The organism is Corynebacterium belfantii, from assembly GCF_041898185.1.
GTDB classification, from domain to species: domain Bacteria; phylum Actinomycetota; class Actinomycetes; order Mycobacteriales; family Mycobacteriaceae; genus Corynebacterium; species Corynebacterium belfantii.
The window spans coordinates 957,885-973,355 of sequence record NZ_CP157823.1 but is presented as its reverse complement, the minus strand read 5'-3'; the positions used below and the strand labels follow the sequence as shown (position 1 = coordinate 973,355).

General features: G+C 55.5%; 13 protein-coding genes. 7 read left to right on the top strand and 6 right to left on the bottom strand.

Annotation, left to right across the window (positions count from 1 at the left end):
- Positions 1 to 24: 24 nt before the first annotated feature.
- The 5 genes from ABMV07_RS05060 to ABMV07_RS05040 form a co-directional block, all read right to left on the bottom strand.
- Positions 25 to 672: a TetR/AcrR family transcriptional regulator gene (locus ABMV07_RS05060; RefSeq protein WP_088266656.1), complete on the bottom strand. Its 648-nt coding sequence runs from the start codon at positions 670 to 672 to the stop codon at positions 25 to 27.
- Between the two features lie 272 nt (positions 673 to 944).
- Entirely contained in the window at positions 945 to 2,732 is a 1,788-nt protein-coding gene (locus ABMV07_RS05055) for an ABC transporter ATP-binding protein (RefSeq protein ID WP_374064953.1), read from the bottom strand.
- Positions 2,733 to 4,298, bottom strand: coding sequence for an ABC transporter transmembrane domain-containing protein (locus tag ABMV07_RS05050; protein ID WP_374065011.1), 1,566 nt, complete (start codon positions 4,296 to 4,298; stop codon positions 2,733 to 2,735).
- Positions 4,299 to 4,368: 70 nt separating this feature from the next.
- Positions 4,369 to 5,298 carry a D-isomer specific 2-hydroxyacid dehydrogenase family protein gene (locus ABMV07_RS05045; protein ID WP_088266653.1) on the bottom strand — a complete coding sequence of 310 codons (930 nt, stop codon included), beginning with the start codon at positions 5,296 to 5,298 and terminating at the stop codon, positions 4,369 to 4,371.
- 23 nt (positions 5,299 to 5,321) lie between these two features.
- Positions 5,322 to 6,398 (bottom strand): TDT family transporter, encoded by a 1,077-nt coding sequence (locus ABMV07_RS05040; RefSeq protein ID WP_088266652.1) that lies wholly within the window; start codon positions 6,396 to 6,398, stop codon positions 5,322 to 5,324.
- 87 nt (positions 6,399 to 6,485) lie between these two features.
- Here ABMV07_RS05040 and ABMV07_RS05035 point away from each other — a divergent pair, with 87 nt between their 5' ends.
- The 6 genes from ABMV07_RS05035 to pth (ABMV07_RS05010) all read left to right on the top strand — a co-directional run bounded on the left by ABMV07_RS05035 (position 6,486) and on the right by pth (ABMV07_RS05010) (position 13,303).
- Entirely contained in the window at positions 6,486 to 7,382 is an 897-nt protein-coding gene (locus ABMV07_RS05035; protein ID WP_197688550.1) for a LysR substrate-binding domain-containing protein, read from the top strand.
- Positions 7,383 to 7,458: 76 nt separating this feature from the next.
- A complete protein-coding gene (glmU, locus tag ABMV07_RS05030) occupies positions 7,459 to 8,922 on the top strand; it encodes a bifunctional UDP-N-acetylglucosamine diphosphorylase/glucosamine-1-phosphate N-acetyltransferase GlmU (protein WP_196977300.1) in 1,464 nt (487 codons plus the stop codon).
- Between the two features lie 8 nt (positions 8,923 to 8,930).
- On the top strand, positions 8,931 to 9,911 hold the full coding sequence (locus tag ABMV07_RS05025) for a ribose-phosphate diphosphokinase (protein WP_088266650.1): 981 nt from the start codon (positions 8,931 to 8,933) through the stop codon (positions 9,909 to 9,911).
- 124 nt (positions 9,912 to 10,035) lie between these two features.
- A complete protein-coding gene (gene pulA, locus ABMV07_RS05020; protein ID WP_196977302.1) occupies positions 10,036 to 11,850 on the top strand; it encodes a type I pullulanase in 1,815 nt (604 codons plus the stop codon).
- Positions 11,851 to 12,072: 222 nt separating this feature from the next.
- Positions 12,073 to 12,690, top strand: coding sequence for a 50S ribosomal protein L25/general stress protein Ctc (locus tag ABMV07_RS05015; RefSeq protein WP_088266648.1), 618 nt, complete (start codon positions 12,073 to 12,075; stop codon positions 12,688 to 12,690).
- Between the two features lie 58 nt (positions 12,691 to 12,748).
- Positions 12,749 to 13,303 carry an aminoacyl-tRNA hydrolase gene (pth, locus tag ABMV07_RS05010; RefSeq protein WP_196977303.1) on the top strand — a complete coding sequence of 185 codons (555 nt, stop codon included), beginning with the start codon at positions 12,749 to 12,751 and terminating at the stop codon, positions 13,301 to 13,303.
- A 173-nt stretch (positions 13,304 to 13,476) separates the two neighbouring features.
- On the opposite strand, the gene ABMV07_RS05005 is transcribed toward pth (ABMV07_RS05010), so the two are convergent.
- On the bottom strand, positions 13,477 to 14,640 hold the full coding sequence (locus ABMV07_RS05005; RefSeq protein ID WP_088266747.1) for an HNH endonuclease signature motif containing protein: 1,164 nt from the start codon (positions 14,638 to 14,640) through the stop codon (positions 13,477 to 13,479).
- A gap of 193 nt (positions 14,641 to 14,833) precedes the next feature.
- Here ABMV07_RS05005 and pth (ABMV07_RS05000) point away from each other — a divergent pair, with 193 nt between their 5' ends.
- A complete protein-coding gene (gene pth, locus ABMV07_RS05000) occupies positions 14,834 to 15,463 on the top strand; it encodes an aminoacyl-tRNA hydrolase (RefSeq protein WP_196981361.1) in 630 nt (209 codons plus the stop codon).
- Positions 15,464 to 15,471 lie beyond the last annotated feature (8 nt).

Sequence of the window (15,471 nt, the reverse complement as noted above, 5' to 3'; positions counted from 1 at the left end):
ACGATTCAGTGAGTTTAGCGAGTATTAGTGGGCGCCCAACGTCTCTGGAGGACTATCAATATTAGACAACTGCGGGTTTGCTTCCATTCCGGCAAGCCCGTTCCAGCACAGATTTACGATGTGGGCAGCGACCTGCTCTTTAGTCGCCGCATTGGGTTCTTTACGACGATCCAACCACCACTGCGCAGTCATAGAAACCATGCCCACCAGCGCTTGGGCATACAACGTCGCATTCTCCGGGTTTAATCCAGAACGCTCAAATGCTTGACCAAGAATATGAGAAACCTGCTCGACTGCGTCGTTAAGCAAGGTGGAATAGCTATGATCTTGACCTGCTTTCATGTCCCGCACCAAGATCTGAAACGCATCCGTTTCTTCCTCAACATACGTCAACAACGCGACCACGGCTTGCTCAATGCGAGCACGTGAACGCCCCGTCTGCATGGAACCGGTGATGACCGATTGGAGTTTCACCATCTCACGATCCACAATCACGGCATATAACCCCTCTTTGCCGCCAAAGTGCTCGTACACCACAGGCTTGGATACCCCAGCGCGTGCCGCGATTTCCTCCATGCTTGCACCATCAAAACCACGCTCAGCAAACACCTCACGACCAATCGCGATCAATTGCTCACGGCGCTGAATGCCACTCATCCGCTGTCGAACCATAATGATTCAGCCTACCTCCTAGAGGAGCACGCGCACTGCAGACCTATGCGCCATGCAAAAATCCCACCGAATCTACACGATTCGATGGGATCGAAATGCTTCCCCACCAGGACTCGAACCTAGAATGACGGTACCAAAAACCGTAGTGTTGCCGATTACACCATGGGGAAAGGCAGTATCCAGCAGTGCTGACTACTTCCGGAAAGGTATCCTACATACTTTTTGTTCTCATGGGAAATCTGCCCCATTAACAGCGAAATTACGGCCATCTCCTATTGCCATTTTTTAAACAGCTCTGCATAACGGCCTCCTGTCTCTAGGAGGAGGTCGTGTGTGCCGTCCTCCACAACCTCACCGTTATCCATCACAATGATGCGATCAGCCAACTGTGCTTGGTCCAACCGGTGAGCAACGATCAGCGACGTACGCCCTCGGGCGACTGCTGTTACTGCGGCTTCAAGCTGCCGTGCATTTTCGCTGCCGGCTTCGGCGGTAGCTTCATCCATGATGAGCACCGGAGGCTGCAACAAAATGATACGGGCCAGACTAATCTGTTGTTGGATTTCAGGTGCAAGCTCTGCAGCTCCTGCGCCGACCATGGTGTCGAGGCCATGTGGGAGCCAGCGTTGCCACATGGCTGATTGCGGATGCAATCCGACTTCGACCAGTGCGCTGAGGATTTCTGCATCACTTGCTTCGGGTTTGGCCATCGAGAGGTCGTCGCGAAGCGTACCGGCGAAGATATGTACCTCTTGACTAATGAGTGCCACGTGTCGCGAGGTCCAGGCGTTGTCGATAGTGTCGGTTGCGTGATCGCCGATATAGACGTGCCCACTAGAAGGATGCTGAAGTCCTGCGATAATTCCAGCTAGAGTGGATTTTCCGGCACCAGATGCCCCAACGAGTGCCGTGGTCGTTCCGGCAGCCAAGGTGAGGTTGATGGAATTAAACACGGTCGCACCACTGGGGTATGCAAAGGTGAGGTCACGAACACTCACCGTCGGCGGGGTGCGAAGTTCCGCTGGGGTGGGCTTGGTGTGTTGTTGGTTCAAGGTAGCAAGGCGGACCGCACGACCGAGGCTGGTCAAAGCGTTTTGAATGTCACCGGAGAAAAACATCACATTAAACACGTGCATTTCCATGCGTGACACCAATGTGATGGCCGCAGTTGCTTGACCAAAGGTGATGTGGCCATTGTGGGTTAGCCACGTTGCGATGCAAAAACACACCACCACAATCGAGGTATAGGCAATAGTGCCGTGTCGTAGCAATCGTGTTACTAGCGGCATGCGGTCAGCAGCTTTGATCACTGTTTGCCACGAGGTGTGTTCTAAACGCCGTGTAGCCCAGTCGCGTAGTCCCAACGCACGCAGCGTGGGGAGCCCTTTGATGGTGTCTAAAAGCAAGTTGTTGCGTTGCGCCTCAGCATCAGAAAAGCTGTTAGTTGCTGTAGGAAGAAGCGCGAGGTTTGCTTTGGCGAAAGGGTATATCGCCAGCATGACCACGATGAATGCCACCACAAAGCCCCAATGGATGATCCCTAACGCCACAAACGTAAATGGGAACATAAGGCAGGTGATAATGAGGCGGACCCCGATCATATTGGCGATACGCACTGCCTCGTCAATGTCTTTGGTCAACCGAGTAATCACGTTTCCGGTTCCCAGCGCGACAATGTCGGGGATAGGCGCGCGCAGAACCGATACCAAGCATGCGCGACGAACATCTACGCTCAGCAGTCGGGCTCGCGAGCTCACGATATATTGACCATAAGCACGCCCGACCGTATCGAGGAACAGTCCCATAGCGATAACGGCTATCATCAGCCAAAAGGCTCGTTGCCCTGTTCCGAATGGGAAACGTTCAATCCCATTGATGATGTCGACAAGCGCACCGATAGCAGACGATGTCACCACCATGGCCGTTAGCGCTACCGCAAAATTACCAATAAGCAACGCCCACCATTTCAACCTCGGACGAGACGGCAAGGTAGCCAAAAAGGCACCGATTTCGCGTATCGACGCCGGCTGCAGCAGCGCAGACTCAGTACCCGTAGCCATTTATGACAGCTCCTTATCGTCAATAACCGTGTCAGCCACCGCTGCCCACGCCCGCGAAGTCGTAATCACAATCGTGGTCTTTCCTTGACGAAACTCCTTCACACGTGCCGTCACGCGATCAAGAGTCACAGCATCTAGCCCCGTTGTGGGCTCATCCAGTATCAAAATCTCTGGATTCATGCCCAATACTCTTGCCAAGGCAACACGTTGACGTTGGCCGCCAGACAAGTTGAGGCCGGATTCTCCGATGAGTGCACTCGGCACTCCCCCGTGGGGAACACCACCAAGGCGTTGAACAACATCGGTACTACTACTAGCCTCAATCACCTGCTCTATTTCTTCTGGTGAAAGCTGCTGCAACGGATCGATATTGTCGGTGAGTGTGCCTTGGAAAACGCTGACAGCATGCGGTGCAGCAATAGCTCCACGGTGCTGGACTAGGTATTCCGTAAGTTCGTGCACTGTTTCTCGTGCGCGAGGAGTCGTAGGCGCCCAAACTGTGAGTCCAGAGTCAATATGGACGCTGCGTTGTGCTTCCCCGTGTCGAGGTTGAGCCAGTTGCTCCGACAACTTATTAATACGACTTCCGCTGGCAACAGCACGCGCCCAGAAATCAGTAAGAAATCCGAGCGAATATCCCGTAATCGAAAGAGCGGGAACGGCAAGCAGCGTCACCGTGAGGAACTGCCCCGAAGAAATGTCTCCACGCATCGTGAGCCATCCACCGTAAGACAGCACCGCGAGAGTAAAAATCATCGGGATCATTTGACGAATCAGGGTGGTAATTGAAAACACCTTGGCGTCTTGAAGCATGACCGTCAACGCAGCCGCAGTGGCTGCGTCGAAACGCTGCTCACTGGCATCGACTGCGCCTAGGCCGCGAACCACGCGAGCACCTTGGGCTAAATCTGTAGCCAGCGACACCGACTCGGACTCCATATTGCGACGCTGACCAGAAACTTTCGTAATCGCCTTACCCGTGAAATAAGATACTGCCGCCGTAGCAACACCACCACCCAGCACCGCCGCACCCAGCGGAAGTGAAAACTGCGCAATCGCCACCACGGTGCCCAAAAGATAGGCAAACATGGCCACGGGAAAACTGAAATTCTGCTTCACACTGACCAACTGTTGGACGTCCTCGTCCACAGTATTTAACAGCTGGCCTGGGGTGAGATCGCTCGGATGAGAGGCGGAAAGACGTCGTACCAACGCGAAGCGAACATGGTGAACACCGCGCTGAATAGCGATCTCAGTCACTGCATCAGCGGTGGACTCACACAGATACACCATCCATAAAAATGCTGCGACACCAGCCATCGGAGCTAGAGCGTCGGCAAACGTTCCGCTGCCCAGCGTGCCGTCAACCGCACGGCCAATCACCGCCGACACTCCCACCGACGCCAGCGACGAAGCGATCATCACAGCCACCGTGTACACGCTAACCCATGGATACATCCACAATACTGACCATGCTGCCTTCGGCCCCGACCCCCATCCACGAGGCGGCAGGCACTCACGACTAACCGAGGGTGTGGCCGGCGCAAGCCACGACCACGTCACCATGCGTGGAGGAACCTGATTCGGCCGAGTAAATAGACGCCATTGCATAAAAGTCAACCGTACACACCTGCGCCTAATAACCTAAGCGCGGATTCACCTCCGTTGGCATCGTTTCCCCACAGGTAAAAGCTTGGGCATTTGCATCAAAGATTCGCGCCACATGAAGTTCGGCTATATGATCAGAAGCTGCCATATGCGGAGTGATCGTACAGTTCGGCATGCTGTGTAGCGGGTGGGAATCTGACAACGGCTCGGGGTCAACCACTTCTAGACCAGCACCGGCGATAACTCCTCGTTGGAGGGCATCGACAAGGTCGTCGGTCACAACAGTGGCACCACGGCCTACGTTAATAAAGATCGTCGAGGGCTTCATTTGTGCAAACACCTCGCGATTGACCAAACCCTTTGTTTCATGCGTCAGCGGCAAAATATTGACGATAAAATCCCCGCGTGACCAGAGCCCATGCGCATCTTTCATAGCGAATGTCTCATCAGCGCCAGCAACACCACGTCCTGAACGATTCACAGCAATAACATACACGCCGAAGGGCTGAAGCAACCGGATCAATTCCTTTGCAATTCCGCCCGCACCAAAGATCACCACGCAACGCGGCTCCCCTACCGAATGTAACCACTGTTGGCTTCGGTCAAGATCGCGCGCTACCCGCCACGTCCCCGCAAGCGCAAAAGCCTTATGGTGATGTGCCTGCGAAAGCATAAGCCCCAAGGCGGATTCAGCGACCGGTTGTGCAAACCCACCGGCCATATTCGCCCAGCGAACCCCAGTATCGGTGATCACATGGGCGTCGATAAGCTGGTTAACGCCTGTAAAACAATGCTGCACAAAACCGACCGACTCGGGGATTTTAGGGATCCGCTGCGGACGCGGCTCCATATTGATGTAAGCCTCAGCCTGCTCAAGCGTATCGACGCGCTGATGCCCCAGCGCTTCAAGATCAGCAATCGTGCGCTGCCATACATGTGGACCCATGAAGTACTTCACAAGCCCCATCATACGGAGATCAGCTACCTACGCAGCACCGCGCGTGCCGACGCCACCAAGCACAACGTCACCGTCCCCACAAGGCACAACGTCCCCACCGCACCCAGCCACACCAAGGGTTGAATCTGAGTACCCGCACCAAGCAACGTAGCCCCCAACGCTAACGTACCGATGGGGAATGTCAACGCCCACCAACCAGGGCTAAACGGCATACGCTTACGAAAACCGCGAAGCGTAATCGCACACGCCCACGCCACCATGGGAATTCCTACGACAACCATAATCCAGCCATAGGTGTGCGCAATCTGATGAACCGACTGCCCAAACCCCTGAACAAGGACATGTTCTGCTTGCAACGCCATCGCCTGAGCAGCCGCAGTCGACTGGCCTACCATGCCCAGTGGAATCCACGCTGATGCCGAAGCAGCAACAGGGATCGTAGCAACCCGCCAAAAGTGGTGATACGCACACGAGAAAATCACAGCACCCACATAAAACGACAAGAAGAAACACGCCGCCGAGGCCACCTGCATCCACAACACCACCCCGTGGGGAACGTGCGCAGCCAAATTAGCGCCAGTAGTCGACGACACCATCGGCCCCACCACTGCCAGACCCCACACAGTCGTGGGATCACCACGATCTACTCCAATAAGCCGGAACGCAAAAGCCAGCGCTGTAGATACGCCGACGACAGTTCCAAACACCCACATCCACGTATTTACTACCCAAACCGAATCGTGCCACTGCGGCAAATATGACGAAATGATCACTGTGGACGCCGACCCCACAGACAAATAGCCCATCGACACTGTGGACCAAAACGGTAACGCCGTCATCGCATGAACCGAAGCCGTAAAAACCTGCGGATCGCGCATCACACGAACAATAAAACCAACGCTTAAAAACAACAGCAATGCCCATGCCACGATCAAGACCAGCAGGGCTAAACCATGCGCACCAGGCAGACGTTCAGCGTGAGTCTGCAACAAGTTTGCCAAAATGCCTGTACCCATCACCGAGGGGAACCACACGGGACCAGGCCCAGGCAGTGGAAGATGTTGCGGCTGAGTAGAAGAATCAAGCGGGTTATTATTCACAAATCATTACTGTGGCACACATTGATACGACAGTGGTAACACACGTTATTCACTCCCCCATGTGCACCAGATATAGCCATTGGTAGAGTGGCCAATGTGAAAACTCTTGTCGAGCCCGCAGCTCTCGCACTTCTCATCGCAGTCGAAGAATACGGCAGCGTGAGCGCCGCTGCGGACATCGTGGGCATGTCGCAAGCAAACGCCAGCCGATCCCTCAGCCGTGCCGAACACCACCTCGGAGCCCAACTCCTCGACCGTGGCCCCCAAGGCACCACCCTCACCGCAGCCGGACAAACCGTGGCCCAACACGCACGCACCATCATCCGCGGCTACCACGACCTCGAAGCCGCCTCTCGAAACCTCGGCGACTCCCCCGTGGGGCTACGAATCGCTGCCAGCAACACCATCGCCGATCACCTACTCCCACACTGGCTTCATGTTTGGGATGGCTCATTACTAGCGCTAACCACCACCAATAGTTCAGAAGTAATCGCTGGCCTCCACCGCCGCCAATGGGACCTCGGATTTATCGAAACCCCAGAATTTAGCGCCGGAATCCATCACAGTATGGTTGCCCACGACGAGCTCATCGTGGTGTGCACACCTGATCACCCCATGGCGCAGCTCGACCACGTCACCATCACTGATCTATCTACCACCGCGCTCATCACCCGCGAAAAAAGATCAGGTACACGCATCTGTCTCGAACGCGCCTTGGGACAACCGCCGCTGATCAAATTGGAAGTGTCATCAAACGCTGCGGTTCGTTCCGCTGTCCTTTCCGGATCAGCTCCAGCAGTTTTATCGCATACGGTAGTCAAAGACGATCTCGCTGCAGGATCACTCAAACGAATCCCCACGGAGGGAATCGACCTCACCCGTCCCCTGACTGCCGTGTGGTCAGGGCCACGAGCCCTTCCTCCTACTGCAGCACAATTGGTTGCAGTGGCGCGTGAGCTTTCGTGCACTGAGTCATCGCTATAAGCTAGTACGGCACACTAATTATCAGACGCGGTGGCGACGGAATAGACCGCCACCAGACTTTGCCTCTCCAAGGAGTATGTCACCTGTGAGCAATCCCCATTCCAGCGCAGTGATCGTGTTAGCGGCCGGAGCTGGCACCCGAATGAAATCCGCAAAACAAAAAACTTTGCACTCGATCGGTGGCCGTTCGCTGCTGGCGCATTCCCTGCACGCAGCAGCAGGATTAAACCCGCAGCGCATCGTGGCAGTTATCGGACATCGTCGTGAGCAAGTCCGTCCCGAGGTCGAGGCTGTTGCCGCCACCGTGGGCTGCGAAATCTCCGTAGCGGTCCAAGAACAACAAAACGGCACCGGCCATGCAGTTCAATGCGCGATGCACGAACTCGAAGGCTTCGAAGGCACTGTCGTGGTCACTAACGGCGACGTTCCATTGTTGCGATCCGAGACGCTTCGCTCGCTTGTCGACGCCCACACCGCCGTCCCCACGGCCGTCACAGTACTGACCATGTCGCTGAGCGATCCTACCGGCTATGGCCGCATCGTACGCAACGATGAAGGAGAAGTCACCGCCATTGTTGAGCAAAAAGACGGTGATGAAGAAACCCTCAAGATCACCGAAGTCAACTCTGGTGTTTTTGCTTTCGATTCCGCCATTTTGCGCTCCAGCCTCGGCAAATTGGATTCCAACAACGCCCAAGGCGAGCTCTACCTCACCGATGTTTTGAGCATCGCACGCACCGAAGGGCACCCCGTTCGCGCCTACCGCGCACACGATCACCGTGAACTCGCCGGAGTCAACGATCGCGTTCAGCTCGCCCAAGCAGGAAAAATCCTTAACCAGCGTCTCGTCGAAGATGCCATGCGTAACGGTGCCACCATCGTCGATCCCGACACCACGTGGATCGACTCCGAAGTCACCATCGGACGCGACGTTATCATCCAACCGGGTACCCAACTTCTGGGGAGAACCAGCATCGCGGATAACTGTATGATTGGCCCCGACACCACCTTGACCAACATGGTCATTGACGAAGACGCACATGTGATTCGCACCCACGGATTCGATTCACACATTGGCGCCCACGCCAACATTGGCCCCTTCACCTACATCCGTCCTGGAACCATTGTGGGCGAAAACGGCAAACTCGGTGGCTTCGTCGAAGCCAAGAATGCCCAGATTGGACGCGGTTCCAAAGTGCCACACCTGACCTACATTGGCGATGCCACCGTAGGCGAAGAATCCAACATTGGCGCCTCCAGCGTCTTCGTAAACTACGACGGTGTAAACAAGCATCACACAACGATTGGCTCCCATGTACGCACCGGGTCCGACACCATGTTTATCGCTCCAGTCACCGTGGGTGACGGCGCATACTCTGGAGCAGGTACAGTGATTAAAGAGGATGTTCCCGCGGGAGCACTCGTCGTCTCCGGCGGCAAACAACGCAACATTGAAGGCTGGGTGGAAAAGAACCGCCCAGGCACTCCAGCTGCCGATGCCGCCCGTCAGGCACATGCCCACGAAACCAAGGAAGGTTAAGCGAAAACATGACTTCGCACAACTGGACCGCGAACCAGAAGAACTTGATGGTATTCACTGGTCGCGCCCACCCAGAGCTTGCCGACGCCGTTGCAAAGGAACTGGGCGTAGAAATTACCCCAACCACCGCACGCGACTTTGCCAACGGTGAAATCTTCGTCCGCTTCGAAGAGTCCGTCCGTGGCTGCGACGCATTCGTCCTCCAGTCACACACCCAGCCACTCAACAAGTGGCTGATGGAGCAGCTCATCATGATCGACGCCCTCAAGCGTGGATCCGCCAAGCGCATCACCGCAATCCTGCCGTTCTACCCATACGCACGTCAGGACAAGAAGCACCGCGGCCGCGAGCCCATCTCCGCTCGCCTCGTCGCAGATCTGCTCCGCACCGCCGGCGCCGACCGCATCGTGTCCGTCGACCTGCACACCGACCAGATCCAAGGCTTCTTCGATGGTCCGGTCGACCACATGCACGCGATGCCTATCCTCACGGACTACATCAAGAGCAAATACGACCTCGACAACGTTGTCGTCGTCTCCCCAGACGCAGGACGTGTTAAGGTCGCCGAAAAATGGGCTAACACCCTTGGCGATGCCCCTATGGCATTCGTCCACAAGACTCGCTCCGTCGACGTCGCCAACGAAGTCGTCGCCAACCGCGTTGTCGGCGACGTAGCCGGCAAGACCGCCATCCTCCTCGACGACATGATCGACACCGGCGGAACCATCGCCGGCGCAGTCGGAGTCCTCCGCACCGCCGGCGCCGAAGACGTCATCATCGCCTGCACCCACGGTGTATTCTCCGGCCCAGCCCGCGAGCGACTTTCCCAGTGCGGCGCCAAGGAAGTCATCACCACCGACACCCTGCCACAGTCCACCGAAGGCTGGGACAACCTCACCGTCTTGTCCATCGCACCACTGCTGGCAAAGACCATCCACGAAATTTTCGAAAACGGCTCTGTGACCACCCTCTTCGAGGGCCAAGCTTAACCTCTCAAAGAACACCACAATCCCGCGCGCGAGCACCTCGCACGCGGGATTTTTCTCACTCCACCCACCCATCATGAGACAATAAACAACTGCACAGTTTCCCCACGGCAAGGAGAACCCCACCATGACCACAACCAACTCCTACACCGGCCAACTCGGTGCCTTCCTCACTCCCCACGGGGACACTTGTTTTCGAGTCTGGTCCCCCGACGCCACAACCGCCGACCTCCTCATCGAAAACCACACCGTAAACATGCACCCCATCGGCGCTGGGGTGTGGGAGGCGAAACTAGAGGGCGATCGCCACGGTCAATGCTATAGTTACCGCCTTTCCCTCCGTGGGGAAACGATAGAATCAGTAGACCCCTATGCTCGGGCGGTGACGGCGAACGGAACACATGGGGTCGTCGTCACGCAATCCACCCCTGTGCCCCGCATGCCGGCCTTTAGCGACCCCACCGACGCCATTATTTACGAAGCCCATGTACGCGACCTGAGCATCGCTCCCAACAGCGGAATCCACAACAAAGGCCGCTTCCTAGGGCTCACCGAACGCGGCACCCGCACCACAGCTGGCAACCCCAGCGGCCTCGACTACATATTGAGCCTCGGGGTCACCCACATCCAGCTCCTGCCCATCTTCGACTTTGGCTCCGTCGACGAAACCGGCGACCTTAGCTACGATGCCCAATACAACTGGGGTTACGACCCCATGAATTACAACGCGCCCGAAGGCTCCTACTCCACAGACCCCAACGACCCCTTCGCACGCATCGACGAGCTCAAACACACGATCCGCACGCTTCACGACGCTGGCCTGCGCGTCATCATGGATGTCGTCTACAACCACGTCTACGACACCACCACTTCCCCACTAGAACGCAGCGCCCCCGGCCACTACTTCCGCATGACCGACGACGGCACCTTCCACGACGGCACCTTCTGCGGCAACGAAACCGCCTCCGAAAACCCCATGATGCGCAAATTCATCATCGACTCCGTCACCCACTGGGCCACCGAATACGGTCTCGACGGCTTCCGATTCGACCTCATGGGTATTCACGACGTCGACACCATGAACGCCATCCGCACAGCCCTCGACGCCATCGACCCCTCCATCATCATCCTCGGCGAAGGCTGGAACCTCGGCAACCACCCACCGCACATCCTCCCCGCAAACCAACACAACGCCGCCTACATGCCGCGCATCGCACACTTCAACGACTCCCTCCGCGACACCCTCAAAGGAAGCACATTCCATTCCAACTCCCGCGGACTACTCACCGGCGACCACAACCCCGAACACATGTGGACCCTCTTCAACAACATCAAAGGCGCCCAACACATCCCAGGACTCAACTTCACCAGCGCCAACCACACCGTCAACTACATCGAAGCCCACGACAACCACACCCTCTACGACCGAATCCACCTCCTCCTACCCGACGCACCTCACGAAGAACTCCTCCGACGCTGCCAACTCGCCGCCACCATCCAATACCTCGCCTGCGGAATCACCTTCATCCACGCAGGACAAGAATTCGCCCGCACAAAAAACAACACCGAAAACTCCTACAACTCACCCGACCACATCAACGCCATCGACTACGACCGCGCCGCACAACACCCCCACAGCGTCCAACTCCTTCGCGACCTCAACAACTTCAGAAAATCACACACCGAGCTGTTCCTCACCGAATACGACAACATCGACGAGCTCTACGAAGCGACGCTCGTGAGCAGTGACTTCCTCACCTACTCCGTGGGGAAACAAACAACAGTCGCCATCAACTTTTCGACGCAACCACGCTCGATCCCCACGGAGGGATGCCTCGCAGTGCTTCTCGACGACCACATGTTCCCCACGGACAAACAGATTGAGACGAACTCGTGGACGGTCGCTCCTCTCTCCGTGAGCATCCTCCAGCAAGTTAGTTGATAGAAAACCGCACGTTGTGGTATTGTTTCGTCCGTCTCGGCGAGGGCTGCGAATTTCTCTGAAAATATCAAAGCCGTTATCGACGCGATAGTATTCAAAAGCTTTGTTTGCCTGCGAAGACTCGACGACGACATTTTCGAGTTGACCGCAGGCTTTATCATTCCTCGTGCACTTTTAGGCGTGATACTGCGGTCGAAAATAACAACGACAAGGAGTTATCACATGGCTGATTACACCACCATTGCTGCACAACCCCGTAACGAATTCGGCAAGGGCTTCGCTCGTCGTCTCCGCGTTGCAGGTCAGGTTCCTGGCGTCATCTACGGCGTAGACGTTGAGGCTCCAATCCACTTCTCCATCAACCGTCTTGAGCTGCACGCTGTTCTGCGCGCGCACGGCGTTAACGCCATCATCGAGATCGACATCGAGGGGGAGAAGCACCTCACGATGATCAAGCACGTTGATCAGAACGTCTTGACCCTCAACGCTGATCACGTCGACCTCCTCGCCATCAAGCGTGGCGAAAAGGTCGAGGTTGAGGTTCCTGTGGTCCTCACCGGTGAGACCGCACCAGGCACCACCTTGGTTCAGGATGCTGACGTTGTCCTTGTTGAGGCAGACGTTCTCTCCATCCCAGAAGAGATCACCTTCTCCGTTGAGGGCCTCGACGTAGATTCCAAGGTTCTTGCGGGCGACCTCGCAATGCCAGCCAACACCTCCTTGGTTGCAGACGCTGAGACCGTTATCGCTTCTGTCAACCATGAAGAAGTTGCTGAAGAAGCAGAAGAGACTGAAGGCGAAGACGCCGAAGAAACTCCAGCTGCAGAAGGCGAAGAGTAAAAATTCTCGAAGCCGGCCTGTTTTGTACAGGCCGGCTTTTTGCTGCCACAATACCTTTGTGACTTCACCATATCTAATCGTCGGCCTCGGAAACCCAGGATCGGAATACACAAAAACACGCCATAACATCGGTTACATGGCTATCGACGAACTCCTCACGAGAACCAGCCCCATACCAGCCACGCTCACCGTACATAAAAAGACCAACACGCTAGTGGCAGAAACTCAGTTGGGAACGCAGAAGGTTATCGTCGCAAAGCCGCGAGCGTTCATGAATGTTACGGGCCCTTCCGTGAGGAAACTCGCGGATTTCTTTACGGTAGATAGGGACCGCATTGTTGTCTTATATGACGACTTAGACTTGGAATTCGGTGTCATCAAGTTTCGCCACGGGGGTGGGGATCATGGGCACAACGGTTTGAAGTCAATCACGCAGGCTTTGGGAACAAAGGATTATATCCGTGGCGGAATGGGAATCGGCCGTCCACCAGGACGGATGGCGCCGAAAAATTTCGTGCTGAAACCTTTTTCTAAAATTGAGCAGTCTGAATTGCCAATTGTGTGCGCAGATGCGGCAGACGAGGTGGAAAAGATTACCACTTCCGGGCTTTAATTAGGGCACGTTTGAGGGCGGCGTCGTCAAGTTTGAGGGCTCCGGATTTCTTGAGTCGGTGCAGTACAACGGGGCAAGATTTGCACCGCGGATTGGACTTGCAGCATTTATTTTTGTGCTTGCCTTTGGCGGCTTTTGATCGCAATTTTGCTAAGTCCATAGGCGAAAAGGTATCACAGCCCGAAATGTCTGATTGCCCACGAGCGTGCAGACTTCTGAGCCAACACGTGATTATTAAAACGAATCGGTTTCGTAGGATCAGGGGGCTGCCATCCTATCCGACCATTGTGTTCATCCCTCACGTAGTGACCGTTTTTGTGCTTGCCTTTGGCATGGTCATCGTCGTTGAGGGCATTGTGCGGTCCACACGTTAAACAAAGATTCTTGAGATTAGAGTTTCCGCCGTGCTTCCACGCATCGATGTGGTGTGCTTGACCACGGTAGGCAGCACGGGTGCATTGCGGATCCGCGCACAACAACTGATCAGCTGTCAGAATCAAACGCTGTTTGTCATTAGCGAAGCGCTGCGTCCGATAAAGATCTACAGGCTCTGCCATTTCATCGTAGACGATGGCATATCCGAAATCCGCAAGTAAATGATCAGCTAGCTCAGAGGCATGAATCTTCGCCCCATCCGTAGAAACTAGCCACTGGTCCCCCACGTGACGCCAGCCATCAGCTGGGATCATAATGAGTCCCTCACGGAGAGGGCGCGATGACGGGGACACCGGAAAATCGCCCAGCAGTGTGTCGGAAAGGACGTCGGCAAGCGCTTGTTGCATAGAGATTGTGTCGCTTTTGCGAGCTTTTGCCTTATCGACGAGTTTCGCTTCGATCGCCGTCATCGTTTCGTCAGGCAGGCTCGTGATGAGGTATCGCATGCCATTAGCATCGGGGTGATGGGAAAACCTCGCATACCGTAGAGAATGCTGACGCGCAGGATTAGGACCATTACGCTTTTCGAGTTGATCATTGGCGAATTGTTTGATCGCCGTATACCCATTATCGACAGCAAACCGGTGAAGCTCAAGGCGAAATTCCTCACGGAGAGGAGCGTCAGCGAGCCGCCCTACTTTGCAGTTAATCAGTGCCAACACATCAATGCTGAAATTGTTCTTTTTTGCGATGGCAATAGCCTGAGCCCGCAGCTGTGGCTGGTCCGTGGGGCCAAAAAGCGCTTTCGCCGTTTTCTGATAGCGCCCCACACGAGTCGGATCGAATCCCAAAACAGCGGCAAGGTCCTCTTTGGATTTCAGACTCGTCCCGTGAGCGAAGATTTCCTTCGCCAATTCGATCCCGTGGCCAGCGAGTGCAGCCAGCTGTGCGGTAATGCTCATAGGCTCGGACTGTAACGCTTTCCAAATATGTTCAGCAGAAAAATTCCACATCGCGCCTTTCGACGTTTCCCCACGGGGGGGAGAGTTATCCACAATCACAGCTCTTCCCCATTTTTCTTCCCCACGGGCTGCATATTTCTGCAATAATGGTCGGCTTTCGTTTCCCCACGGGGAGGTGTGCCAGACTTAGGCCATGGGATTTTTTAGTGATGTTGTCGCGCGTATTCGTGGTGTTGGCCAATCGGGTTCGCTGGGGATTGAGCCTGTGGATTGGGTTGTTGTGGGGTTGGGTAATCCTGGGGTTCGGTATGCGTCGACTCGCCATAACGTGGGTTATATGGTGATTGATGAATTGTTGGGGGCCGTTGGGTTGTTGCCGCTGCGGGGGTTTAAGGCGTCTGGTGCTGTCATTGAGGTTGGGGGGTGCCGCGTGTTGGTGGTGCGATCGTCGACGTTTATGAACACGTCCGGTGAGGCTGTGGGTCCGATTTCCCAAGAGTATGGGGTGTCGCCGGATCGTGTTGTTGTGGTTTATGATGAATTGGATCTGCCGGTGCATAAGGTTCGTGTGAAGGTGGGTGGTAATGAGAATGGCCACAATGGGTTGAAGTCGGTGTCGCAGTGGTTGGGCACTCGTGATTATGTGCGGATTCGTGTGGGGATTGGCCGTCCTCCCCGTGGGGAAACTGTGCCGGATTATGTGCTTGGTACGTTGGATTCTGGTGCGGATTTGGATGCCGCGGTTCGTTGTGGGGCGGATGCGGTTCGTCTTGTGGTTGAACGGGGTGTGAGTGTGGCTCAAAATGAGATTCATCGTCGTTGATTAAGAGG

Bases quoted from the DNA above. Each gene is read 5' to 3' on its own strand.
- pulA (WP_196977302.1), top strand. From the start codon at position 10,036: ATGACCACAACCAACTCCTACACCGGCCAACTCGGTGCCTTCCTCACT.
- ABMV07_RS05005 (WP_088266747.1), bottom strand. From the start codon at position 14,640: ATGAGCATTACCGCACAGCTGGCTGCACTCGCTGGCCACGGGATCGAA.
- ABMV07_RS05055 (WP_374064953.1), bottom strand. From the start codon at position 2,732: ATGGCTACGGGTACTGAGTCTGCGCTGCTGCAGCCGGCGTCGATACGC.
- ABMV07_RS05025 (WP_088266650.1), top strand. From the start codon at position 8,931: ATGACTTCGCACAACTGGACCGCGAACCAGAAGAACTTGATGGTATTC.
- ABMV07_RS05060 (WP_088266656.1), bottom strand. From the start codon at position 672: ATGGTTCGACAGCGGATGAGTGGCATTCAGCGCCGTGAGCAATTGATC.
- pth (WP_196981361.1), top strand. From the start codon at position 14,834: ATGGGATTTTTTAGTGATGTTGTCGCGCGTATTCGTGGTGTTGGCCAA.
- ABMV07_RS05050 (WP_374065011.1), bottom strand. From the start codon at position 4,298: ATGGTGACGTGGTCGTGGCTTGCGCCGGCCACACCCTCGGTTAGTCGT.
- glmU (WP_196977300.1), top strand. From the start codon at position 7,459: ATGTCACCTGTGAGCAATCCCCATTCCAGCGCAGTGATCGTGTTAGCG.
- ABMV07_RS05015 (WP_088266648.1), top strand. From the start codon at position 12,073: ATGGCTGATTACACCACCATTGCTGCACAACCCCGTAACGAATTCGGC.